Here is a 23,444-nt window from a genome sequence, read left to right on the forward strand (position 1 = left end):
ACTGAAAATTATGGGAGTCAGCTGCGAGAGCCACTTCTGAAACCCTGCGGAGCCATGGATGGCGGAGCGGAGCGTACATGGATGTATTCACAGCGTGTTTCAGAAGTGGCTCTCGCAGCTGACTCTTGCACGGATTCAGATAAAAAAGACGGGGAACACAGATGACACAGCGAGTATTTATCACAGGCGGGGCCAGCGGTCTGGGCCGGGCAATTGCACTGCGTTTTGCCAAAGAAGGCGCCAAGGTCTGTATCGGCGATATCAACCCGGAGCAAGGCGTTGACGTTGAGCAAGAGATCAACGCCGCCGGGGGCGAAGGTTATTTTGTCGAGTGTGATGTCCGCAGGCTGACAGACTTTGAGAAGGTCCGGGATGATCTGGTCAAGAAGTGGGGCGGTGTCGATGTGGTGGTGAACAATGCCGGTGTTGCCTCTGCGGGCTCCATCGAGGATACCACCATGGCTGACTGGGAGTGGATTCTGGATATCAACGTACTGGGCGTCGTTCGTGGCTGCAAGGCGTTTACGCCGCAGTTCAAAGAGCAGGGCTCTGGTGCGTTTGTGAATGTGGCCTCGATGGCCGGGCTTATGCTGGCGCCGCTGATGGACAGCTACAATGTCACCAAGGCCGGGGTTATTGCCCTGTCCGAGACGCTGAGCCAGGAGTTGAGGGATGCCGGGATTCATGTGAGTTGCGTGTGTCCGGCGTTTTTCCAGACCAATCTGACCAGCAGCATGCGATCGGATATTCCCGGTATCCAGCAGAATGTGAACAAACTGATGAAGCGCTCCAGTATCACCGCGGACGATGTGGCTGAAGATATCTTCCGTTCCGTTAAAGAAAAGGATTTCTGGGTGCTTCCCCACGCCAAGGAGCGTCGTATGTGGATGCTCAAGCGCCATGCACCCTGGGCCTTTGACTGGCTGATGCACCAGGAGAGCAAGCGCTGGATGAACAAGATGGGCGGTGGTAAGGCGTAAGTGTTGCCGTTGCCCCTTTAATGATGAAGTCTGTATTGATGAACCGACAGGAGAGCCCTGAATGACCCAGATCGACCAGGCCGTAGACATCCGCGAAGGCGAGGAACTGGATGTCAGCGCCGTTGACCGCTTTATGAAGCAGGCCATTCCGGATCTGCAAGGTGATCCCGACATCCGCCAGTACCCGGGTGGTGCCTCCAACCTGACCTATCAGGTGGATTATGGCGATCGCTCCTACGTATTGCGTCGCCCGCCGTTTGGCAAGATCGCCAAATCCGCCCACGACATGCTGCGGGAGGCGAGGGTAATGGATGCACTGAAACCGGTGTATCCCTACGTGCCGAACATTGTGGCGATCTGTGATGATCATGACGTTCTGGGTTGTGACTTCTATGTGATGGAACGTCTGAAGGGCATCATCCTGCGTCAGGATTTCCCGAAGGACTTTGAATTGAGCGAGGCGGATACCCGCAAGCTTTGTCTCAATGTGATCGACAAGTTGGTTGACCTGCACACCGTGGATGCCAAAGCCGCGGGCCTGGACAAGTTGGGCAAGGGCGCCGGTTATGTGCAGCGTCAGATCGGTGGCTGGAGCGATCGTTTCCGCAAGGCCCGCACCGACGATGTGGGGGATTTTGAAGCCGTGATGAGCTGGCTGAATGACAAGATGCCCGAGGACATCGCTCAGGTCGTCATCCACAACGATTTCCGCTTCGACAACGTGGTTCTGAACCCGGATAACCCGTTTGAAGTGATCGGCGTGCTGGATTGGGAAATGGCCACCATTGGTGATCCGCTGATGGACCTGGGCAACAGCCTGGCTTACTGGATCGAGGCGGACGACGAGGGGCCGTTCCAGATGTTGCGCCGGCAGCCGACTCATCGTCCGGGCATGCTGACCCGTAAGGAAGTGGTGGAATACTACATGGATAAGTCCGGTTTCAAAGTCGATAACTTCGATTTCTACGAGATCTACGGGCTGTTCCGTCTTGCGGTGATTGTTCAGCAGATCTATTACCGCTTCTACCACGGTCAGACCAAAGACAAGCGTTTTGCCGCCTTTGGTCATGCGGCCAATTACCTTGAGAAGCGCTGTCAGCGGCTGATTGAAGCGAGTGACCTGTAATGGCGACGATCTATCTGATTCGCCACGGACAGGCCAGTTTTGGCAAGGATAACTACGACCAGCTTTCGCCCCGTGGCTGGGAGCAGGGCCGGGTGCTTGGTCGCTGGCTGGCGGGCAAGGTGCAGCCCAATGCGGTGTTTGGCGGCAACATGGAACGTCACCGGGAAACCGTGGAAGCCATTGCCAGCGGTTACGGCGATGCCCTGCCGGACATGCAGGCGGTGGGTGGCCTGAACGAGTTTGATCATATGCAGGTGGTTGAACGACTTCGTCCGGAATGGGCCGACCGGCAGCGTATGGCCACGGATCTTGCTGCTTTTCCCAAGCCCGCCCGTGCCTTTCAGCAGGTGTTTGAGGAAGCCATGGCCCGCTGGGTCAGTGGTGACCACGATGACGAGTACAGCGAAAGCTGGGACGCCTTCCGAAGCCGTGTCATCACCGCGCTGAACGAATTGATCGAGTACGCCGATGGCGGCGATACCCTGGTGTCTACCTCCGGCGGACCCATTGCCGTGATTGCCCAACACCTGTTGCACCTGAGCGACCACAAGGCGCTGGAGATGAACAGCGTGATCGCCAATACCAGCGTTTCACGCATTCTCTATTCCGGTGCCCGTCGCAGCCTGGCGGTTTTCAATAATTACAGTCATCTGGAAGCGGAAGACCCTGCCCTGGTGACCTTCCGATAACGATTTGAGGTGAATGCATGAGTAAAGAGCTGTTTGACCTGACAGGTAAAGTCGCGCTGGTGACCGGTGCCAGCCGTGGTATTGGCGAAAGCGTTGCGCGGACACTGGCGGACTACGGGGCCCACGTAATCTGCAGCAGCCGTAAAATCGAGGGCTGCGAAGCGGTGGCCAGCAGTATTCGGGATGCCGGCGGCAGTGCGGAAGCTTATGCCTGCCATATTGGTGAGATGGACCAGATTGAGGATATCTGGGCGCATATCGGGGCAGAGCATGGCAGGCTGGACATCCTGGTCAACAATGCCGCCGCTAACCCGTATTTTGGGCCGGTAGAGGACACCGACCTGGGCGCTTACCATAAAACCGTGGATGTGAATATTCGCGGGTACTTCTTCATGTGTGCCCGTGGCGCGCAGCTGATGAAGAAAAATGGCGGTGGATCGATCGTCAACGTGGCGTCCGTCAACGGCGTAAACCCCGGCCACTTCCAGGGCATTTACTCCGTTACCAAGGCGGCAGTGATTTCCATGACCAAGTCCTTTGCCATGGAGCTGGGACAGCAGAAGATCCGCGTCAACGCTCTGCTGCCAGGACTGACGGACACCAAGTTCGCCAGTGCCCTGACATCCAACGATGCCATCAAGAAACAGGCCATGGCCCATATCCCGATGAAGCGGGTCGCTGATCCGAGCGAGATGGCGGGTACTGTGCTGTACCTGGCTTCAGATGCTTCCAGTTACACCACTGGCGCCTGCATCAATGCCGATGGTGGCTACCTGACTGTCTGAACGTGATAAGCCGACGGCTGAAAAGGAGAGGCCAGCTACGTACTGTGGGTAGCTGGCCGGATCCTGCCATCACTCCCGCCGTTTGATGTTACCTGTTTCATCAGAAATCACGATTTCCACGCGACGGTTCTGTTGCCGGCCTGCCGCACTGTCGTTACTGGCAACCGGGTACTCCTCGCCATAGCCGCGGGTCTCGATCCGGCTCCGGCTGATGCCCCTGTCTGTCAGAGCATTGCGCACGGCCTCGGCCCGACGCTCCGAAAGCCCCTGGTTGTACGAGGCAGCCCCGGTGCTGTCGGTGTAGCCTTCCACGCGAACGCGGCGTTCTTCGTACTCCGACATGAAATCTGCGAGGCGGGAAATGGTTTGTTCGCCGGCCGGTTTGAGATCGGCACGGTTGAGGTCGAACAGCACATCGCCCAGTGTCAGCACCATGCCACGATCCGTCTGCTCGGCTTCCATTTCCGCCATCCGGGCACGAAGCAGTTCGGCTTCACGCCGGGCCTCCTCTGCCGCGGAGGAACTCATTCGCAGTTCCAGCTCCTTACGGCGCTCCTCGGCGGAATTGATTTCGCTCTGCAGTTGAGCCCGCTTACCCTGTTCACTGGCAATCTCAGCATGTCGGTTCGCGAGGTAGGCCGCGTGTTCGACTTCGACGATTTCAGCGCCGTCCTCCAGCAGAGATTCCGCGCGGGCCAACTGGTCACGTGCATTTCTGAGTTGTCGGTCCCCGCTACGGGCGACGTTAGGGTCGTTGCGGATCTCTTCGTAGGCAGCACGTGCCTCGTTGACCTTTTGGTTGTCCGGGGGCGTACCGGCACACCCTGCCATGAAGACCGACAAGCCCACAGCCATGCCCAGAGTCAAGTTGCGTGTGTTCATAACTATCTCCTTACTCAGCTGAGGCCTTTACTGGCGTTGTTCGATTCGCTCACGAAGAGAGTCGATACTGCGGTTAATCTCCTCAACGGCTTGTTGCGCCTTGGCGGTGTCCGATCTGGCGCCGGCCAGTTGCGCATCGACGGATGCCTTTTCCAGCAGACGCTCGGCTTCAATGTACTTTTCCTGTTCAATGAGCTCTTCCGCGTCGGCAACCCTGTTCTGCGCCTGATTAAGCAGGACGGGTTCGAAATCCCGGGCGTCCGATGACACGGCTTGCTGAATTGAGGACTCGGCGGTCCGAAGCTCCCCATCCGGTCGTTCGCCGGAACTGGCACAACCACCCATCACCAACGCGATGCCGATGATGCCCGTAGCGGTTAACATCGAAGTATGCTTGTTCATGCACTATCTCCTTCCAGTGAAGGACGGGGAAAGGTACCCCACCCGAACGATCGACACTCCCGGGTACAGCCTTGATCCGGAGTCGCACATGGACGCTCTTATCCAGAGTGTCTGTTGGTGCTACGGATAAGATTAGCAGTCAGTTCCGTTGTCGACATGAAAGGTTGGCAAGAAAATGCGAGAAAAGGTGGGAACTGGCGGCCCTTTAGCGGATTTCAGGGCCACCTTCTGCCTTGGACAGGGTGGTTCCTACCGGAGGCTGGTGGTGCAGTGAATAGAGAATGCGGTCAAGCACGGCCTGGCCATTCCAGGCCGGATCGGTGTTCACCATACCGACCACAGCCCAGGTGGTGTTGCTTTCATCGCGGGTGAAACCGGCAATGGAACGGACATTTTCCAGGTAGCCGGTTTTAATCCGGCCCAGGCCATCCATGCCGACATTCCGCAGGCGCCTGGCCATGGTGCCGTCCATCGCGATCAGTGGCATGGATGCCATCAGGTCTGCGGAAAACGGACTGTTCCAGGCGTGTTGAAGGATCTGGGCGCCCTGGCGGGCAGTAATCCGGCCATGGCGTGTCAGCCCCGCGCCGTTATCGATCACCATGCCGGCAGTGGACACCCCTTTGTTTTCCAGCCATTCATAAATTGCGCGAATCCCGGCGACCCGGTCATCGTCTTCGCCTTCGACGCGGCTTTCCGCTCCAATCGTCAACAACAACTGGCGAGCCATCACGTTACTGCTCCACTTGTTGATATCCCGCACCATGGTGACCAGGTCCGGTGACGTGGTTTTGAGCATCAGGCGGGCATCGTCAGGGGTGGTCCCGGTGAGGTTGTTGCCAGCCAGGGTGATTCCCATCTCCGATAACAGGGAGCGGATCAGCGATGCGGTGTACTGTTCGTGAGGCAGCAGTGACAGGTAAGCGGTGGTGCGACAGCCTTGGGGCAACTCACCGGTTACCCGGACGGTCACCCGCTGATCTGTGTGGAACACCGGCTCCCATGTAAAGCCGCGGCGGGAAGGGCAGGGGCCTTCAGCGGTGGCCGTTACCCGGTTATCTATCACCACTTCACTCAGGGCCGGGGCGCTCCAGGCCTGGGTGCCACGCTCGTCGGCACGAACCTGGAAGTGGATCAGGTTCAGGTTGGTCAGTACTGCGGACGGCTTCACCAGGAAGGGAGCGTAAGGGTTGTTACCGTTATCGTCGAATGTCGGCAGCCCGCCTGCAATTTCGAAGTAATCGCCATCCAGGATCAGATCACCATTGATCGTTGTGACGCCCATGCCGCGCAGTTCCCGCAGGGTGCTCCAAAGCCGCTCCAGGGTCAGCTTGGGGTCGCCTCCGAACCTGACGTAGAAGTTGCCGTCCAGGGTATTGCCGGTGAGCTGACCATCCGTCAGGAAATCGGTATCCCAGTGGTGGGTGGGGCCGAGTATTTCCAGGGCTGCGTAAGTGGTGACCAGTTTCATGATTGAGCCGGGGCTCATCAGCGCATCGGCATTGATGTACTGGTCAATACCTGGTCCATTGAGAGGGATGGCGGCCATGCTCAGGGCATTGTCATTACTCAGCGACTCAACGGCGTAATCCCGGACCTGATTGCTCCAGGTTCTGGTTTCGGATCTGGTCGCCTCATCCTGCGCAAGAACAACCGGGCTGCAAGCCAGGGCAAAGGCGGCAGCGCCAGCGACAAACGTTGTCGGCGCGCGCAGGCCAGGGCGACGATCAGGCGACGTTTGCTGGCAACGGAAGACAGATTGTTTTAAGCGGAATATCGCTGACGTGAACATGGCCGGACCCATCCGTGTGTTATTCGACAACAATAGCCCAAATTTGCGGATCATACTATGTGGAAAAGCTCTACATGACGTTAAAAAATGCCAGTAGAGTCGTTGTTTATATTGCATTTTTGTGAAGGCTTGTAAGGTCCCTTTGGAATCAGGTAGTTAAGGTGCGCTGTATGAACACGACACCGGGTTCCGTGAGCCAATGGAAATTTGTGTGCCTGAGTGATAATGGCGGCCAACCTTATTTCGTCATGGAGACATCAATCATGTCCAATTTGTTCGTCCATAACGTCAACGTGCTGGGTTCGGTCGCCACTTCATCACTGGCGGCATGGCGTGGTTGCCTGGTTGTGAAGCAGGGGAAGCAACCGGAGAAACCGCTTGTACTCTATGACATCGAAGCCTGCCCCTACTGCCGCCGGGTGAGGGAGGCGCTGACTGCGCTGAATCTGGATGCTGAGATTCGTCCATGCCCGAAAGGGGGAAGGCGGTTCCGGCCGGAAGCCGAGGCTGTCGGCGGCAAGCAGCAGTTTCCTCTGCTGGTGGACGAGAATTCCGACACGGTGATGTATGAGTCCGAGGCCATCGTGGCCTACCTGTTCCGTGAGTACGGTAACCGATCAGTACCCGGCTTCTATCGGAGCAAAACCTACCAACCGGCTCTCGGTTCTTTGGCATCCGCCGCCAGTGCCCTGCGGGGGCTGAGAGCCACACCTGCGAAAGCGCCGCAGCAACCGTTGCACCTCTGGAGCTTTGAGGGCAGTCCTTTCTCCCGCCTGGTTCGTGAGAAGTTGTGTGAGTTGGAGATTCCCTACACCATCCATAATCTGGGCAAGGAACACTGGACCGAGATCGGGCCGGCAAAGCAGCGTATCAAGCCAGGGCCCTACACGCCGATTCCGGGTGGCAAGCGGGACGCGTTCTTTCAGGTTCACAAGCGCGTGCAGGTGCCGTATCTGGAGGATCCCAATACTGGCGAGGGGTTATTTGAGTCGTCCCGTATCCTGAAATACCTGGATGCTACTTACGTCAGTTGATGCTGTCCTTGGCTGTCTTGCCCCATGACATTTGCGTCTGTCAGTCCCAGTTCGGAGCGAATCCGGGATTGGCGATGCGTTCGTTCCTGTCCAGTTGATCTATGGCGGCGATCTCCTTCTCACTGAGCTTGATATTCAAGGCATCCAGGTTGGCCTTCTGGTGCCTGGGCCGGGTGGAGGACGGGATGGCAGCCACTCCTTTCGAGACTATCCAGGCAATGGCAATCTGTGCAGCAGAGGCGTTGTGCTCGGCACCGATACGGATCAGGGTGTCATTTTCCATGACCTTGCCCACCGCCAGTGGCATATAGCCTGTTACCGGGATGTCCAGTGCCCGGGCGTGCTCGATGACCTTGCGATTACCGAGGAAGGGGTGAACCTCCACCTGATTCGTAAAGATCGGGGTATCCCCCAATATATCCTTTGCCTGGTCCATCTGGGCGCAGGTGAAGTTGGAAATACCGATGTGGTCGGCCAGCCCTTCTCTCCGGGCATCCCGCAACGCACCCAGGTACTCGGACATCGGTACTTCGTCTCCCGGCGAGGGCCAGTGAATCAATGCCAGATCCACGTGATCCGTCTTTAACCGCGCCAGGCTGTCGTGGAGGCTGTTGATCAGGTCGCTGGCGTGGAGCTTGTCGTGCCAGATCTTGGTGGTCAGGAAAATCTCCCGGCGGGGAATGCCGCTGGAAACAATGCCATCGCCCACTTCCGCCTCGTTCTCGTACATCTGGGCGGTGTCGATATGGCGGTAGCCAAGGGATAAGGCGCTCTTGACGGCGTCTCTGGCGTCATTGCCTTTCAGGCGAAAAGTACCCATACCGATCTCTGGAAGTGCGCTGAATGACATGGTGTCCTCCTTTGCGAATTCTGTGTCTTTAATGTGGTGTCCGCGTACTGGTTCTTCAAGTGGCCCGCAGGTATCATGGCGGCCCTGTAACCCAATCAGCTATCACAGCAGCGCGGAGCAAAAGGGCAAATCATGCTGACCGGCCAGTGTCTATGCGGCGACATCACCTTTGAATACGAAGGTCCCCTGGGACCGGTTGCCCTGTGCCATTGCAGCCAGTGCCGCCGTGCCCACGGCAGTGCCTTCTCCGCCAGTGCGCCGGTGCAGAAAGTTCGCTTTCGTTTCGTCAGTGGCGAAGATCAGGTCCGGGAGTACGAATCACGTCCCGGAAAATATCGCGCATTCTGCGGTCGTTGTGGCAGTCACCTGTACAGTCGCGTGGACGCCATACCCGGCATCCTGCGGTTACGCGTCGGTGTTATCAACGAACCGCTTGGCAAGGGACCGGCGCAACACGTCTTCGTGGGCTCCAAATCCGACTGGTTCGAAATTACTGACGACATTCCCCAGTTCGAGAAGACCGAAAGAACCAACGACCCCCATTGATAACCGTAAGCGGTTACCGGGCCGGCACCACCCGGTAGACCTTGCCTTTGGATGAGTCGGTCAGCAGCCACAGCGCGCCATCCGGCCCCATACGCACATCGCGGATACGTTCACCGAGAGCCTCCAGAAGGTCTTCCTCTTCTGTCACTTCCTCGTCCTCAATGCCCAGACGAACCAGTTTCTGCATCTTGAGAGCGCCTACAAACAGGTCACCCTTCCACTCCGGAAACTGGTCCCCGGTGTAGAACGCCATGCCGGACGGGGCAATGGACGGATCCCAGTAGTGCAGGGGATCGGTCATGCCCTCCATGGTGGTTTTGCCAGAGATGGTTGCACCAGAATAGTCGATTCCGTAGGTCACCCTGGGCCAGCCATAATTGTGGCCGGCGCGGATGATATTGATCTCATCGCCGCCCCGGGGGCCGTGCTCGTGGCTCCAGATTTCACCGGTGTCCGGGTGAATGGTCATGCCCTGGATGTTGCGGTTGCCGTAGGTAAAGAAGGTATCGTTGACGGCGGAATCGTCCAGGAACGGATTGCCGGGAGCAGGGTCGCCGGTGGTGGTGATGCGGTGGACGCCGCCGGCGTCGTCATCGGTATTCTGCGCGCGATCCATCTCGCCCCGATCGCCCACGGCCACGTACAGGTTGCCGTCAGCATCAAATGCCATGCGACCGGCGAAGTGCCGGGCGGTGTCTCCCCGCGGCATGGCTTCGAAGATAACCTCCACATCCTCAAGCTGGTCCCCGTTCAGGGTTGCCCTGGCAACGCGGGTAGTCATGCCCTCCCGGCTTATTTTGTGGGCGTAGCTGAGGAAGAGGGTGCGGTTTTGTTCAAAGTCGGGGTGGAGGATGATATCCAGCAGGCCGCCCTGGCCGGACACCACCAGCTCGGGCAAGCCGTCGATGGGGGTATCTTGCAACTTTCCATCGCGGATGCGCCGCAGCTGACCGTTGCGCTCGGTCACCAGTTGCGAACCGTCCGGCAGGAAGGCAAGGCTCCAGGGGTACGCCAGGCCAGTGGCGATGGTCTCCAGCCTGAAGTTTGCCTTGTTCGAAGTAAATGTGTCGCCAAGGGCGGCATAGGGAAGGCATCCCAACATACCCACGCCCAGTGTCAATGTTGCTGCCGACCTGAATAATTCGACCATGATGCCTGTCCTCTGTGCGTTACCGGGGCCATTCTTCAGGGTAGCACTCTCAAGCTCAGGTGCGAGTTGTAAAAACGAGCCCAGTCTATTCAGAATTAATTATTGTTTGATGTTTAAAATAATAATGATTCGCATTAGTATATGCGCCGTTTGTAATCATTCTGAGTCAGGAGAGAAGTCATGCCGCAGTCCCCGACCACCGGCTTTCGCCGCAAAGCACTGGCCAGTGCCATCCTCTGGGCCAGTTTGCCCGGTTTTTCCGTCGCCCAGGAGCAGGAAACCACCACACTGGATGCCATTCAGGTGTCCGCAGACAGGGGAGCGGAGTCTTCTGAGTCCACCGGTAGCTACAAAGCCGGTACAACCAGCACTGCGATGAAAATGGACCTGTCCCACAGGGAAACTCCGCAGGCTGTGACGGTCATTACCCGCAAGCAGATGGACGATTTTGGTCAGGATGATGTGAACGACGTGCTTGAAGGCGCGACCGGGGTAACTGTCGAATCGGTAGAAACGGACCGCACCTATTACACCGCTCGTGGTTTTGATATCAACAACTTCCAATACGACGGCGTGGGCCTGCCTGCAGTTTATGACAATGTTCAGGGCGACCTGGATACCGCTTTTTATGACCGGATTGAAGTACTCCGTGGTGCCAACGGCTTGATGACTGGCTCTGGCAACCCGTCAGCCACGATCAACTTCATCCGCAAACGACCCACGGCGGACACACAGGCCTCCGTGGCTGTGACCGGAGGCTCCTGGGACAATCGGCGTATTGTCGGTGACCTGTCCGGTTCAGTATCTGAGTCTGGCAAGGTGCGTGGTCGTGTTGTCGCGGGATACCAGGATCGGGATTCTTATCTCGATCGCTACAGCAACGAGAAACAGATGTTTTATGGTGTGGTGGAGGCTGACATCACCAACACCACATTACTGACTCTGGGGCATGCCACTCAAACCTCTGATACTGACAGCCCGCTTTGGGGGGCCCTGCCGCTGTTTTACACCGATGGATCGGCAACGGACTTCAAGCGCTCCACCAGCACGGCCTCAGACTGGTCCTATTGGGACAATACCAATCACAACAGCTTCATTGAATTGCAGCAACAGCTGGGTGGCGGCTGGCAAGCCAGGGGTTCGGTGCTGCGCCTTGAGAAGGACAGCGAATCCGAGCTGTTCTATCAGTTTGGTGTGCCCGACCGGGAAACCGGCGAGGGGCTGATGGCTTACGCCAGTCAGTATGACCTGAACGTGGAGCAGCTGGTGGTGGATGCCTATGCCACCGGGCCTTTTCAGTTGGCCAATCGCACCCATGAACTGGTTCTGGGGGCAACCTGGTCACGTTCGGAAACCGAAGATGAATCACGCTACGGCCAGGGTATCGGGAATCCGCTGCCGCCGTTGGAGGAGTGGGACGGTAACTATTCCAAACCGACGTTCGATGCGGGTGTGGATGGATCCGACTGGACCGACAAGGAAATCAGCACCTATCTGGCCTCCCGCTGGTCACTGACGGATCGCCTGACGGCCATCACCGGTGTGCGTCTGACCTGGCTGGATTCCGAGGGTACCAATTACGGCAATAGCAAAGACACCAGCTATGACGCAATTGATACCCCCTATGCCGGGCTGATTTACGATCTCAACCGCAACCATTCCGTGTACGCCAGCTACACCGAAATATTCACTCCGCAAACGGAAGAGGACATCAACCGGGATCGTCTGGACCCGATTGACGGCGTGAATTATGAGCTGGGGCTGAAGAGCGAGTTCCTTGATGACCGCGTTCACACAACTGCGGCCATTTTCCGGACCAAACAGGAGAACCTGGCCGAGGCCGCAGGTACTTTTGAGAACGGTGTGGATACCTTCTACCGTGGCGTTGATGGGATCAGCAGTGAAGGCGTTGAGCTGGAGTTTGTGGGGGATGTGACTGATCGCATTCAGGTGTTTGCCGGGTATACCTGGGTCAATATCGAAGACGCGGATGGACACTCGACACGGGAATTTATTCCGGAGCATCTGGCGCAACTGCGCGGTACCTGGACAGTGCCTGGTGTGAACGGCCTTGAGCTGGGCAGTCAGATACGCTGGCAGTCAGGGATCAGCCAGGATCAGGGCGTTGCCACGGTTGGTCCGAATACCGGGGCCACGATTGTCACCGAGCAGAGCAGCTACGCCGTTCTGGACCTGATGGCCAGCTATGACTTTGCCCGCAACTGGAATGCCACACTCAATGTGAACAACGTCACTGACGAGAAATACATCGAGAGCCTGAAGAAGTTCGGCGCCTCGGCCCAGGGCTTTTACGGAGAGCCGGCCAACGCCAACCTGACGGTTTCCTGGAGGTACTGATCGCGGGCCGGAGCAGGAGCGCTCTTCCTGCTCCGGCATGGAATCAGTCGGGGAAAGCCGGCTTGGCCATACTTTTTTGATCAGCGACTGCAGAGACTGAAGGGAGGGCAGGGAATGACACCCGAGCAGGAAATGATTGAAGGATTAAAAATAGCCGCAAGTTCCGGGCTGCTTATAGGTTTGGCTGCCATTGGGCTGGTGTTGATCTCGGCTTTTGGTGGCTGAGCGTTGCCATGCGTTCCTTTCGATAGATACCGCAAGTCCCGCAATAACCGCCCTCCGGTAACAGATACTGCAGACAGCAGCCCTTGCGCTGAGGGAGAGCGCATGAATGGCCGCTGAACTCTGCGGGAATCCAGTCTATAAAACGGTTGGCATCGCACTCGAACTGTTTCAGCCATGATTGAGCCAGCCGGCAAACGGCAGCCGGCTCGCCACGGTTCCATACCACTGAGAACGGCGCGCTGAGCCCCAGCCCGATACTGCTCCAGTAAGCGCCAGGACTCACGCCGAATGCCTGCCGGAATATCGGGTACCAGGCATTCACCCGTGCTTCCACGCCACTGACAAAATCACTCACGTTGACCGGGGCCAAGGTGGTTGCCTGAAACCAGCGTGATGGCTGCTCCTTCCCAGGGCGCAATGCTCCGAAAAAGATCCGGTCGGGATCCGGCAGGGGCGCTTCCCCATGCAGAAAAAGCCGTAAGGTCAGAGGCGCGATGATGTTCAGGACAAGCTCCTGTTGCAGCACAGACAAACGCGCGGTGACGGCTCGGCCGCTTTGTGCGTCCGGGTAATCGGCGCGAACCTGCTGCCTCAGTAAATCTGGCTGGTGGAGGGCCTGTGACAGGGAGAACAGCGCCGGCCGGTTGGTATCCTGAGGTTGCAGGGCTGCGGCCAGTTCCGTGTCCCGATCCAGCCCGGCCTCGACAAGCAACTGGCGATACAGCTCCGGCCACTGCCGGAGTTCCGTTTCAGGCGCGACCATGGCGGCTCAGCCCCCACAGGAAGTAGACGCCACCGACCAGGGCCGCGAGTAGTCCCGCTGGCAACTGACCTGGATAAACCACAATGCGGGACAGGTAATCGGCGGCGGCAAGCAGCAGCCCGCCGACCAGGGCTGCGACCACCATCTGGCGGCCAACCGTCTGCTGGCCAAGCACGCGGGCCAGGTGGGGCGCAATCAGTCCCACGAAGCTCAGCGGCCCGATCACCACCGTGGCGGAAGCGGTCAGCACCGCCGCGACCAGCAGAAGCAGCAAACGAGCCTTGGCAACCGGCAAGCCCAGCGATGATGCGGAGGTGTCGCCGAGTGGCAAAAGGGTCAGGGGGCGGACCACCAGGCACAGAAACCCGCCGATCAGGACAACAAATGCCATCAGGCCAAAGGCTTCATTCTCCGAAATCAGCCAGGTGGAGCCGTACATCCAGTTCAGAAGCTGGGAGGCCACGGTGCCACCCGAGGCCATCACCAGTCGCAGCCCCGCATCCATGAATACATACAACGCCAGGCCGCCAAGCAGGAGTTGGTTGCCGGCAAACCGGTGCTTGCGTGCCAACAGGATCAGCAGGCCGAGCGCCGAGGCGGCGCCGAGGGTGGCGGCGCCAACCTGACCGACGCGCCCGACTTCCAGGCCGGACAGCACGATCATGACCATGACCAGGGCTGCGCCACCACTGATGCCCAGCATCTCCGGGCTACCCATGGGATTGCCGGTCATGCGTTGGATCAGCGTGCCGGCCAGCCCCAGGGCGACGCCCGCAAGAGTTGCCGCAAGCAGCCTGGGGCCGCGCCAGACCCAGGCTTCGTGCCACTGGCTGATGGCCGTCCAGTTCCAGCCCTCAAGCCCCGGGGACCAGCTCATGGACACCACTATGGTGATTAGCAGCAGAGCCACAACAACGCCACTGACCATGAAGGGCGAGCGTCGTTTCGGCAGGAAGCCAGCCGGGCTCGATTCCTGGCCAGGCATATGGTGGGTATTCCGGAAGCTTTGCAGGGCCATGAGGATGACCGGCCCGCCAATCAGTGCCGTGGTCGTTCCGGTGGGTACCAGGGAGCCATCACCCCAGGTGGAAGCCCAGTGCGCCAGGGTGTCGGCCAATAGAAGCAGTCCGCCGCCCATTAACGTGCTCCACAGCAAACGGCTGCCCAGGGTACGTGCGCCCAGGAGTCTGGCGAGCACCGGCGCTGCGAGCCCGATAAACGCGACAACGCCGACGCGGGCGACCACCGTGGTGCTCATCAATACCACCAGGAACAGCGCCAGCATGCGGATCAACGCCACCCGCGCGCCCAGTGAGCTGGCGGATGCCTGCCCCAACTGAAGCAACTGCAACGGTCGAATCAGCAGTAACATGAGGAATGCGAGCACCAGTACCCGCGGCCAGAGGTCCATGAACGGCTCCCAGTTACTCTGAACCAGGGAGCCAGCCCCCCAGATGAACAGGTTGCCGAGCCATTCCCCTTTGAGCAGCAGGAAGGCCATGTTCATGGCGCCCAGGAAAAAGGTAATCACCAGGCCGGCGAGAATGACCGTCACTGGTGAAAAGCCCAGGCGCCAGGTCAGTGCGACGACCAGTCCGATAGCCAGCAAGCCACCTCCCATGGCGGCCAGGTCCGGACTGAATGCCAGCAGGCCGGGCGCAAACAGGGTGGCCACGGTGACGCCAAACTGGCCGCCGGCCTCGACACCCAGCGTCGTGGGAGACGCCAGGGGGTTGCCGAGGATCTGCTGGGTGACGGCTCCGGCCAGGCCCAATCCACAGCCGATCATAATGGCTATGGATACGCGGGGCGCCCAGCTGTAATGGGCCAGCACCGAGGCGTACTGATCGGGATCGAATGTCCAGAATGCGGAGAGCAGCGCTGCAGGCTCCAGCTGATTCAGCCAGGGCGTGGCGCTGGCGATGAGGGCGCCGAGCCAGAGAATCACCGCTGCCGTTGGTAGTGTGGCCGGAATGGTCGGGCGTGCCGAAGGCAGGGGGGAAGTGTCAGCGTACATTGTCGGCCCCTCCTTCCAACAAGCTGTCGGCAAGCTGCGTCGCGAGTCGTTTAACCGGAAACACGCCGCCAAATGGCCATGTGGCGTCCACTTGATAGATCTGCTCACGCTTTACTGGTGGCAGGTAAGTCCAGAACGGGCTGCTGGCGAGATTATCCGACAGTCCGGGCGGGGTTGGTGAAATCACCACGACACGGCTGTCTTCATAGGGGGCAATCGCCTCAAGCCCGACCACTGAAAAGCCCCAGAAGTTGCCCTGCCGTGACCAGGTGTTGGTCAGGCCAAGCCCCTCAAGAGCTCTCTGGTATAGGCCGTTGGGGGCATAGATCCGCACATGGCGATCGTCCAGGAAGTTCACCAGGGCGACCGGCCTATCAGTCATGCCGGCGTTTTCCAGGCGTTGGCGTTGGGTCTTCAGGGTCCGTTCTATATCCGCCAGGATAGCTTCCGCGCGTGCCTCGCGATCCAGCATGTCGCCCAGTGTCAGCAGCATTTCCCGGGCCTTGTCGAACGGCTGGCTTCCCTCCCTGTACACGCTGATCACGTAGGTGGGGGCGATCCGTTCCAGCAGATCGGCGGCCGGCGCCATTTCGGAACTGGTGACAATCAGGTCCGGTTTCAGTTCGGCGATGGCTTCCAGGCTTGGCGCTACCCGGGTGCCGATATCGGCTACGCCATCCGGCAGTTCCGGTTCCTTGACCCAGACCGAGTAGCCATCCCGATCCGCCACCCCGACGGGGGTGACGCCGAGAAGCAACAGGGCTTCGGTGGCCGCCCAGTTCAGGGTAATCACCCGTTTCGGTGGTTCGTCAAGGGTGAGGGTGCCGTATTCATGCTGCCAGGTTGCGGCGCTGGCCAGCATGGGCAGCAGGATCAGAAGCAGCGTCGCGATCAGGCGTGTTGGCTGGCGGTCAGTGAACATAGGAAACCCACTGTCCCGGTGCCCGCTCCATAACGCCCATGGGCACACCGTAAATGGATTCGAGAATGCCGGAGTCCATAATCTCGCTCGGGCTGCCGTCGGCAACCAGTTCGCCGGTTTTCAGTGCCACCAGGCGGTCACAGAAACGGGCGGCGAGGTCCACGTCGTGCAATACCACTATCACGGTCAACTCCCGCTCTTCGGCCAGGCGGTGGACCAGCCGCAGAGTTTCCACCTGATGTTTTACATCAAGCGCGGAAATCGGCTCATCCAGTAGCAGGCAGCGGGTCTGCTGGGCCAGCAACATAGCGATCCAGGCACGCTGGCGTTCACCACCCGACAGGGTATCCACGGAACGATGCTGAAAACGGCCGAGCCCGGTATCGTCGATGGCCTGGTCGATCAGTCGGTAATCCTCATCGTTGTAACGGCCCAGCGGACCCCGCCACGGGTAGCGGCCAAGGGCCACCAGTTCCCTGACCGTCAGGCCGTCGGTTCCGGGTGGGTGTTGGGGAAGGTAACCCACCGTGCGGGCGAACTCCCGGGCTCCGGTACCGTTGAACGACGTGCCCAGCACGCTGACATCGCCGGTCGACGGAGACATCTGGCGAGCCAGGATTTTCAGCAATGTAGACTTGCCGGAGCCATTGTGTCCGAGCAGGGCGGTGACTTCGCCTTCGCGAAACTCAAGGTTGATATTGCGAAGGATGGCGGCGTCACCGATGTGCACACCCAGGCCGGATACTTTGAAGAACGCAGACATGCAGGCTCTCTTGGGTCTGAAGGATGGTTGCTGAGGGCCTGCAGAATAATCTAAATGCGAATTACTATCAATGTATGTTGGGGAGCCGACCGGGTTTTAAACCTGGCCGGTCTGCACTCGCCACTGGGCGGCATAGGCCCCGTTCTGCTCAAGCAGTTGCTGATGGGTACCGCTTTCCACGACCTTGCCGCCGTCCACCACGGCAATGGAATCCGCATCGACAATTGTGGAAAGGCGATGGGCAATCATGATCACGGTGCGGTTATGGCCAATTCGTTTCAGGGATCGCTGAATGGCCGCCTCGGTTTCGTTGTCCACCGCACTGGTAGCCTCGTCCAGCACCAGGATCGGGGGATTCTTCAGCAGCGCGCGGGCCAGGGACAGGCGTTGCCGCTGGCCGCCGGAGAGGCGAACACCGCGCTCACCCACCGCGGTATCCAGGCCGTCGGGCAGTGCTTCGATGAATGACCAGGCTTCTGCCGTTCTGGCGGCCTCAATGATCTCGGCATCGGATGCATCGGGCTTGCCGTACGCCAGGTTTTCGCGAATGCTGCCTTCGAACAGATACACATCCTGGCTCACCAGGCCGATGGCGCTGCGCAGGGATTTCAGGCTGATGCTCTGAATGGGCTGGCCATCGATGCGAATCTCGCCATGACTGGGGTCGTAAAATCGCAGTAACAGCTTGATCAGGGTGGATTTCCCTGAGCCAGTCGCACCGACCAGAGCGAGGGTGTTGCCAGCTGGCACTTGCAGGTCTATGTCGCGGATGCCAGCGCCGCTGGTGGGGTAGTGAAAGCTTACGTTTTCCAGCGCCACTTCGCCCTTCACGGGGTTGTTGAGAGTTTTCCCGGCCTCATCGCGTACATGCACCGGTTCGGACAACAGGTCGAGGATACGACGGGTGCTGGCCATGGCCCGTTCGAACAGGTCGATGACTTCCGCCAGGCCGGTCAGCGGCCAAAGCAGGCGTTGGGTCAGGAACACCAGCACACCGTAGGCGCCCACGTTCAGGGTGCCGTTCAGAGCCATCATCCCGCCAACGGTAAAGGTGGCGAGGAAGCCGGCCAGAATGGCCATGCGGATCACGGGGATGAACGCGGAGCTGATGCGAATGGCCCGACGGTTGGCTTCCACATAGGCTTCACTGCTTTCCTTCAGCCGCTGGGCCTCACGTTGCTCGGCGGTGAAGCTCTTGATGGTGGCAATGCCGCCGAGGTTGTTGGCCAGGCGGCTGGACAGATCACCCACTTTTTCCCGTACATCGGCGTACAGAGGACCGGCCTTGCGTTGGAAGTAGAAAGCGCCCCAGACGATCAGGGGAATCGGGGTGAACGCCAGCAGCGCGATCAGCGGGGAGAGTACAAAGAACACCGCGCCCACAGCGACCACCGTGACCAGTACCTGGATCATGGCGTTGGCGCCGCCGTCCAGGAAACGCTCAAGCTGGTTCACGTCGTCGTTCATAGTGGCCACTAACTGACCGGAACTGCGGGCTTCGAAGAAACTCATGTCCAGGCGCTGGGCGTGTTCATAAGCGTCCTGTCGCAGGTCTGACTGTAGTCGTTGCGCCAGGTTGCGCCAGAGGATCTGGAACAGGTACTCAAACAGCGATTCGCCGGCCCAGATGAAGAAGGTGAGAATGGCCAGAATGGTGATCTGTTCCTGGGCGGTTTCGAACCCCAGGCCAGCTACAAAGCTCTCTTCCTTGTTGACCACCACATCAATGGCGACACCGATGAGAATTTCCGGCGCGATGTCGAAGAGCTTGTTGATGACGGAGCAGGTGGCGGCCGCAATGATCTGCCGGCGGTAGCCCCGGGCGTACTTCAGCAGGCGGGCGAGGGCGGCAAAGCTGCTGGTGGTTGTGTGGCTGTGTGAGGACATACTTCGCTTCTCTCCCGTGAAACACGCAGGTACAGGCACCTACAGGCATAAAGCCGGGAAGGGTAGCGGATTTGTCCGGGTTTTAAAACAGAATCATTATCACTTGTGGGCGTGGCGTTGCAGCCAGCGGTCCAGCTTGTCAGCGAATTCCTTGCGATCGGTCTGGCTGAACGGGGCTGGACCACCAGTGACCTGACCGGCGCTGCGCATTTCTTCCATGAAGTTGCGCATGGCCAGGCGCTGGCGGATGTTTTCTTTGGTGAAGGCCTGCCCCCGGGGGTTGAAGACGTCGGCGCCTTTGTCGATCGCCTCGGCTGCCAGAGGGATATCCTGGGTGATGACCAGGTCTCCGGGGCTCATCTGATCCATGATTTCGTTGTCCGCGACATCAAAGCCCTGGGGCACTTGCATACGCTTGATGTAGGGACTCGGAGGCAGGCTGATGGCGTGGTTGGCAATGAAGGTGGTGTCAATTTGCCAGCGGGTGGCGGCGCGGCAGAGGATTTCCCGGATGGGAACGGGGCAGGCGTCGGCGTCGACCCAGATTGGCATGGCTGGTTCCTTTGTCGGTATGGTTCTGGGATGAAGTTTACCTTTTGTTGTAGCGAGCTTGGTAGGTCTGTTCCGCGTATTGTTTATCGGGATCGCATCTTTGGCGGGCTTGCACCATTGGGAGGGGCTGTCCAAAAACCGCTACGAGCACATCCATGTGCGCTTCTCTCCGGCCATCCATGGCCTCCGAAATTTTTGGACAGCCCCTCCCAATGGCGCGACCATACTGAGGAGTTACCGCCGCGGCCAGCGCTTTAAGGGGAGACAAAATGAAAATAAACAGTTATCCGGGTGCAGTCCTGGCTTTAGCATGTGTCTGCGTCCTTTTGATGATGGCTGGTCCCGCAAAATCAGATGATTCAGAAGCCTGGCAAGCCTTGCGGGAAGGCCGGGCAGTTCTGATGCTTCGCCATGCTCTGGCGCCGGGTACCGGGGATCCGGCAGGCCCGTGTATTCAGCAGCCAGTGGTGTCGGTGTATGGAGACGGCTACGGAAATGAATATGGGGACAGTGACTGAGTGGCCGTCTCTGAATTCGTTTTTCGGCAATCGCGGGGATGGCGGTATGGCAACGAAGCAGACCATTGCACTGGTGAATGACTTGGGAGAAGGGGCGCCTGTTGTTCTGGTGTCTCATCAGGTCAATATTACCCGGCTCACGGATGTGTATCCGGCATCGAACGAGGGGGTGATCATTGCCCTGCCGTTGTCGGAGAACCCGACCGTGCTGGCGCGGGTTTCGCCTGGCGGTTAGTCGTTGCCGCACCAGGGACCATGGTTTCTGGTAAACTTGGCGCTCTTTATATCACTACAGGAACCATTCCATGTCCCAGCTTCCGCCTTGCCCGCAGTGTCAGTCCGAGTACGCCTACGAAGACGGGGTTCAACTGGTGTGCCCGGAATGTGGCCATGAATGGAGTGAGGCGGAAACGGCGGCCGAAGAGGCCGGACAATTGATCCGTGACGCCAACGGCAATGAATTGCAGGATGGCGATACCGTGACTGTGATCAAGGATCTGAAAGTGAAAGGCTCCAGTGCCGTGGTCAAGGTTGGCACCAAGGTGAAGAACATTCGTCTGGTGGATGGTGACCACGATATCGATTGCAAGATCGACGGCATTGGTGCCATGAAGCTGAAATCGGAGTTCGTCAAAAAGGCGTGAATTGATCAGTCCTTCCGGACTGCCTGAATCTTGAACAGATTGCCCGTTTCATTCAAACGCAACTTACGTGAGACACCATGACCACAACCAAATGCCTGACCGCTGCCCTGTTGCTGGCTGCTAGCACCCTGATCACCACACCCGCGATGGCACACGACTATACTCGAGGTGATGTCACCATTGATCACCCCTGGAGCCGGCCCACACCTCCGGGTACGCCCATGGGAGTGGGTTATATGGCAATCACCAATAACGGCGACAGCGATATTACCTTTACCCGTGCCGACACCCCCAGAGCCGGCAATGTGTCCATTCATGAAAGCACCATGACCGATGGTGTGATGAGCATGCGGCCGCTGGATGACGGTCTGATCATCCCTGCCGGCGAAACCGTGGAACTCAAACCCCACGGTTATCACCTGATGCTGGAAAAACTGAAGGGGCCGCTGAAAGAAGGTGAGAGCATTCCACTGACCGTAAACTTTGACGGCGCAGAGGCAATGGATGTTGAACTGAATGTTGAATCACTGGACAGCGCCACGGCCCCAGAGAAGAAAGACAAGATGGGCATGCAGGGGCATGAGCACCACTGACAGCATGGACAGGGAGCTTAGTTCTCCTTGTCCTCGGCACTTTCCTCGGCCTCGACCTCCGCTTTGCGCTGCTGGATCTTTTTCATCTTTTCGTCAGAGATCCGGAATTTGCTGGCGCTATCGCGCAGCATAAACAGGCTACCAAGCACCAGACCGAGGGCAAGTATGATGAATATCCATCCTATAGCTGGCATATGTATGCCTCACTGATCCGATTGGTTTGTTCTTTTATAGTGGACCAGAATGGTCAGTTTCGACAACCTGAAACCCGGAAGAATGCATCATGTCCTTCTCCAGAATTTACGACCAGGCCGCAGCCCACAAAGGGGGTGAGGTGGCGTTGCGTTCACTCCTGCCTCGTGTGGCGGAAGCCGGAGAGCTGGAAGCGATTGGAGATGACCGCTACCTGTCCGAAGTTACCCGTTGCATTTTCAAGGCAGGGTTTGTCTGGCGAGTGATTGAGAACAAGTGGCCGGGCTTCGAGGCGGCGTTTCAGGGCTTTGTACCGCTCTATTGGCAGCAGGTGCCGCCGGAAGTGCTGGAAGATCTGGTGCGGGATGAACGCATTGTGCGAAACATGCAGAAGATCCGTACGGTCCCTGAAAACGCCCGTATGATCGTCGATGCTGCCCGCGAGCAGGGCAGTTTCGGCGCGTTTCTGGGCAACTGGCCATCCGAGGATCAGGTGGGCCTGCTGCTTTGGCTCAAGCGTAACGGAGCACGTCTGGGCGGCAACACGGCTCAGTACTTTTTGCGCAGGATCGGTTGGGACGGTTTTATCCTGTCACCGGATGTGGTCGCCGGGCTGCGGCGGGAGGAACTGCTGGACGCGACACCTGGAAGCAAGAAAGCCCTGGTCCAGGCGCAGCAGGCGTTCACCAACTGGCATCGGGAGACCGGGCTGCCGTATAGCCATCTGTCCCGCATTCTGTCTTGTTCGGTGGGGTGAATGATGTCAAAAACATCGCCCTCATTTAACGCAGTGCGTGAAGTCATTCCCGATGTTCGCGATGGCCTGACGCGCACAGAGCGGACAATCCTGTATGTGCTTCAGGAAACCCAGCGTGAACTGAACGGTCGTAACGTGCCCACCGTAATGTTGTACGGGCGGGTGCTGGAGTATGTGAACATCAGTGAACAGGAACTTCACGTCTACCTGGACCGGTTGGGCGTGAAGGGCAATGGACAATGATCAAAAACAAAGGAGTCCATTGCCAGTACCCCATGCTGGATGCCGCCTTCAATAAGGCGAGCCTCATAAGGGGCGCTTGCCGCGCCGAGTGAGACCAGCAGCGGTAAGAAGTGCTCCGTGGTCGGGTGTGCACGCCGGGCATGGGGCGCCAGTTCCAGGGCGTTCTGGAGCCGGTGAAGATCCCCATCCATAACTGCGCGGCGGATCCATTCGGAGAACTCGCTGGCATAAGCCTCGCCGTCATCGTGTCTGTTTCGGAACTCATGGATATTGTGGGTCAGGCTACCGGACCCGACGATCAGGACGCCCTCGTCGGCCAGTGGTGAAAGGGTCCGGCCAAACTGAAAGGCCGAATCCGCATCCAGGTCCGATGGCATGGACACCTGAAATACCGGTACATCGGCTTGCGGGAACAGGTGCAGCAAGGGCACCCAGGCACCGTGGTCGAGTCCCCGGTGTTGATTAGCGGTTGCCGGCCAGCCTGCCTTTGATAGGAGTTCCAGGGCGCGGGTGGCGACCTCAGGTTGGCCAGTGACCGGGTATACGATGTCGTAAAGGGCAGGATCAAATCCGCCAAAATCGTGGATGGTCTCTGGCCGGATAGCAGTACCCACCTCTACTCCACGTGTCATCCAGTGAGGAGATACCACGAGTATTGCCTTTGGCCGACTCAGCGTACGCCCCAACTCAGCCAGACCCCGGCCAGCGAGGCCAGGGTCCAGTGCAAAGGTGGGCGCGCCGTGGGAGACGAACAGGCTTGGTAATGTCTTCATG

At 58.7% G+C, this 23,444-nt stretch carries 24 protein-coding genes and 1 pseudogene; 12 read left to right on the forward strand and 13 right to left on the reverse strand.

Annotated elements, in window-relative coordinates; all coding sequences use genetic code 11:
- Positions 1 to 161 precede the first annotated feature (161 nt).
- The 4 genes from ACQUWM_RS06480 to ACQUWM_RS06495 all read left to right on the forward strand — a co-directional run bounded on the left by ACQUWM_RS06480 (position 162) and on the right by ACQUWM_RS06495 (position 3,580).
- Positions 162 to 980: an SDR family oxidoreductase gene (locus ACQUWM_RS06480; RefSeq protein WP_407002045.1), complete on the forward strand. Its 819-nt coding sequence runs from the start codon at positions 162 to 164 to the stop codon at positions 978 to 980.
- 61 nt (positions 981 to 1,041) lie between these two features.
- A complete protein-coding gene (locus tag ACQUWM_RS06485; RefSeq protein WP_428921566.1) occupies positions 1,042 to 2,106 on the forward strand; it encodes a phosphotransferase family protein in 1,065 nt (354 codons plus the stop codon).
- Positions 2,106 to 2,795, forward strand: coding sequence for a histidine phosphatase family protein (locus tag ACQUWM_RS06490; RefSeq protein WP_407002043.1), 690 nt, complete (start codon positions 2,106 to 2,108; stop codon positions 2,793 to 2,795). The genes ACQUWM_RS06485 and ACQUWM_RS06490 overlap by 1 nt, the downstream gene beginning before the upstream one ends.
- 17 nt (positions 2,796 to 2,812) lie before the next feature.
- Positions 2,813 to 3,580: an SDR family oxidoreductase gene (locus ACQUWM_RS06495; RefSeq protein ID WP_428921567.1), complete on the forward strand. Its 768-nt coding sequence runs from the start codon at positions 2,813 to 2,815 to the stop codon at positions 3,578 to 3,580.
- A gap of 69 nt (positions 3,581 to 3,649) precedes the next feature.
- On the opposite strand, the gene ACQUWM_RS06500 is transcribed toward ACQUWM_RS06495, so the two are convergent.
- From ACQUWM_RS06500 to dacB, 3 genes are all read right to left on the reverse strand, one after another.
- Positions 3,650 to 4,462, reverse strand: a complete 813-nt coding sequence (locus tag ACQUWM_RS06500; protein ID WP_428921568.1) for an OmpA family protein — start codon at positions 4,460 to 4,462, stop codon at positions 3,650 to 3,652.
- 27 nt (positions 4,463 to 4,489) lie between these two features.
- Complete coding sequence (locus ACQUWM_RS06505) at positions 4,490 to 4,864, reverse strand: DUF4398 domain-containing protein (RefSeq protein WP_428921569.1); 375 nt, start codon at positions 4,862 to 4,864, stop codon at positions 4,490 to 4,492.
- A gap of 205 nt (positions 4,865 to 5,069) precedes the next feature.
- On the reverse strand, positions 5,070 to 6,656 hold the full coding sequence (gene dacB / locus ACQUWM_RS06510) for a D-alanyl-D-alanine carboxypeptidase/D-alanyl-D-alanine endopeptidase (protein ID WP_428921570.1): 1,587 nt from the start codon (positions 6,654 to 6,656) through the stop codon (positions 5,070 to 5,072).
- A 263-nt stretch (positions 6,657 to 6,919) separates the two neighbouring features.
- On the opposite strand from dacB, the gene ACQUWM_RS06515 reads away from it, so the two are divergent.
- Positions 6,920 to 7,690, forward strand: coding sequence for a glutathione S-transferase N-terminal domain-containing protein (locus ACQUWM_RS06515; protein WP_428921571.1), 771 nt, complete (start codon positions 6,920 to 6,922; stop codon positions 7,688 to 7,690).
- 40 nt (positions 7,691 to 7,730) lie between these two features.
- Here the strand turns inward: ACQUWM_RS06515 and dkgB are convergent, their stop codons facing one another.
- Entirely contained in the window at positions 7,731 to 8,540 is an 810-nt protein-coding gene (gene dkgB, locus ACQUWM_RS06520) for a 2,5-didehydrogluconate reductase DkgB (RefSeq protein WP_428921572.1), read from the reverse strand.
- Positions 8,541 to 8,672: 132 nt separating this feature from the next.
- Between dkgB and ACQUWM_RS06525 the strand changes: the two genes are divergently transcribed.
- Complete coding sequence (locus tag ACQUWM_RS06525; protein WP_406988495.1) at positions 8,673 to 9,086, forward strand: GFA family protein; 414 nt, start codon at positions 8,673 to 8,675, stop codon at positions 9,084 to 9,086.
- Between the two features lie 13 nt (positions 9,087 to 9,099).
- On the opposite strand, the gene ACQUWM_RS06530 is transcribed toward ACQUWM_RS06525, so the two are convergent.
- The gene (locus ACQUWM_RS06530; protein WP_428921813.1) at positions 9,100 to 10,188 is read right to left on the reverse strand and encodes a PQQ-dependent sugar dehydrogenase; all 1,089 of its coding nucleotides are present in this window, start codon (positions 10,186 to 10,188) and stop codon (positions 9,100 to 9,102) included.
- Between the two features lie 228 nt (positions 10,189 to 10,416).
- Between ACQUWM_RS06530 and ACQUWM_RS06535 the strand changes: the two genes are divergently transcribed.
- Complete coding sequence (locus ACQUWM_RS06535) at positions 10,417 to 12,594, forward strand: TonB-dependent siderophore receptor (protein ID WP_428921573.1); 2,178 nt, start codon at positions 10,417 to 10,419, stop codon at positions 12,592 to 12,594.
- Positions 12,595 to 12,766: 172 nt separating this feature from the next.
- Here the strand turns inward: ACQUWM_RS06535 and ACQUWM_RS06540 are convergent, their stop codons facing one another.
- The 6 genes from ACQUWM_RS06540 to ACQUWM_RS06565 all read right to left on the reverse strand — a co-directional run bounded on the left by ACQUWM_RS06540 (position 12,767) and on the right by ACQUWM_RS06565 (position 19,723).
- The gene (locus tag ACQUWM_RS06540) at positions 12,767 to 13,582 is read right to left on the reverse strand and encodes a (2Fe-2S)-binding protein (protein WP_428921574.1); all 816 of its coding nucleotides are present in this window, start codon (positions 13,580 to 13,582) and stop codon (positions 12,767 to 12,769) included.
- Positions 13,569 to 15,599: a Fe(3+)-hydroxamate ABC transporter permease FhuB gene (fhuB, locus tag ACQUWM_RS06545; protein ID WP_428921575.1), complete on the reverse strand. Its 2,031-nt coding sequence runs from the start codon at positions 15,597 to 15,599 to the stop codon at positions 13,569 to 13,571. The genes ACQUWM_RS06540 and fhuB overlap by 14 nt, the downstream gene beginning before the upstream one ends.
- On the reverse strand, positions 15,589 to 16,521 hold the full coding sequence (locus ACQUWM_RS06550; RefSeq protein WP_407002032.1) for an ABC transporter substrate-binding protein: 933 nt from the start codon (positions 16,519 to 16,521) through the stop codon (positions 15,589 to 15,591). The genes fhuB and ACQUWM_RS06550 overlap by 11 nt, the downstream gene beginning before the upstream one ends.
- Positions 16,511 to 17,284, reverse strand: a complete 774-nt coding sequence (locus ACQUWM_RS06555; RefSeq protein WP_407002031.1) for an ABC transporter ATP-binding protein — start codon at positions 17,282 to 17,284, stop codon at positions 16,511 to 16,513. Before ACQUWM_RS06555 ends, ACQUWM_RS06550 begins: the two co-directional genes overlap by 11 nt.
- A 96-nt stretch (positions 17,285 to 17,380) precedes the next feature.
- Positions 17,381 to 19,171: an ABC transporter ATP-binding protein gene (locus tag ACQUWM_RS06560; protein ID WP_428921576.1), complete on the reverse strand. Its 1,791-nt coding sequence runs from the start codon at positions 19,169 to 19,171 to the stop codon at positions 17,381 to 17,383.
- Between the two features lie 99 nt (positions 19,172 to 19,270).
- The gene (locus tag ACQUWM_RS06565) at positions 19,271 to 19,723 is read right to left on the reverse strand and encodes a YaiI/YqxD family protein (RefSeq protein WP_428921577.1); all 453 of its coding nucleotides are present in this window, start codon (positions 19,721 to 19,723) and stop codon (positions 19,271 to 19,273) included.
- Between the two features lie 329 nt (positions 19,724 to 20,052).
- Between ACQUWM_RS06565 and ACQUWM_RS06570 the strand changes: the two are divergent.
- The 3 genes and pseudogenes from ACQUWM_RS06570 to ACQUWM_RS06580 all read left to right on the forward strand — a co-directional run bounded on the left by ACQUWM_RS06570 (position 20,053) and on the right by ACQUWM_RS06580 (position 21,478).
- A pseudogene (locus ACQUWM_RS06570) lies at positions 20,053 to 20,476 on the forward strand (histidine phosphatase family protein).
- A gap of 70 nt (positions 20,477 to 20,546) precedes the next feature.
- Positions 20,547 to 20,885: a zinc ribbon domain-containing protein YjdM gene (locus tag ACQUWM_RS06575; protein ID WP_407002028.1), complete on the forward strand. Its 339-nt coding sequence runs from the start codon at positions 20,547 to 20,549 to the stop codon at positions 20,883 to 20,885.
- 77 nt (positions 20,886 to 20,962) lie between these two features.
- The gene (locus tag ACQUWM_RS06580; protein WP_428921578.1) at positions 20,963 to 21,478 is read left to right on the forward strand and encodes a copper chaperone PCu(A)C; all 516 of its coding nucleotides are present in this window, start codon (positions 20,963 to 20,965) and stop codon (positions 21,476 to 21,478) included.
- A 17-nt stretch (positions 21,479 to 21,495) separates the two neighbouring features.
- Here ACQUWM_RS06580 and ACQUWM_RS06585 read toward each other — a convergent pair whose 3' ends face one another.
- Positions 21,496 to 21,672, reverse strand: a complete 177-nt coding sequence (locus tag ACQUWM_RS06585; protein ID WP_407002026.1) for a DUF2897 family protein — start codon at positions 21,670 to 21,672, stop codon at positions 21,496 to 21,498.
- A gap of 89 nt (positions 21,673 to 21,761) precedes the next feature.
- Between ACQUWM_RS06585 and ACQUWM_RS06590 the strand changes: the two genes are divergently transcribed.
- Complete coding sequence (locus ACQUWM_RS06590) at positions 21,762 to 22,427, forward strand: DNA-3-methyladenine glycosylase I (protein WP_407002025.1); 666 nt, start codon at positions 21,762 to 21,764, stop codon at positions 22,425 to 22,427.
- Positions 22,428 to 22,670, forward strand: a complete 243-nt coding sequence (locus ACQUWM_RS06595; RefSeq protein WP_428921579.1) for a hypothetical protein — start codon at positions 22,428 to 22,430, stop codon at positions 22,668 to 22,670.
- Here the strand turns inward: ACQUWM_RS06595 and ACQUWM_RS06600 are convergent.
- The gene (locus ACQUWM_RS06600; RefSeq protein ID WP_428921580.1) at positions 22,631 to 23,443 is read right to left on the reverse strand and encodes a DODA-type extradiol aromatic ring-opening family dioxygenase; all 813 of its coding nucleotides are present in this window, start codon (positions 23,441 to 23,443) and stop codon (positions 22,631 to 22,633) included. The two genes, ACQUWM_RS06595 and ACQUWM_RS06600, sit on opposite strands and share 40 nt — an antisense overlap.
- Position 23,444: the final 1 nt, after the last annotated feature.

It is taken from the genome of Marinobacter sp. DUT-3 (genome assembly GCF_050379435.1).
In the GTDB taxonomy this organism is placed as follows: Bacteria; Pseudomonadota; Gammaproteobacteria; order Pseudomonadales; family Oleiphilaceae; genus Marinobacter.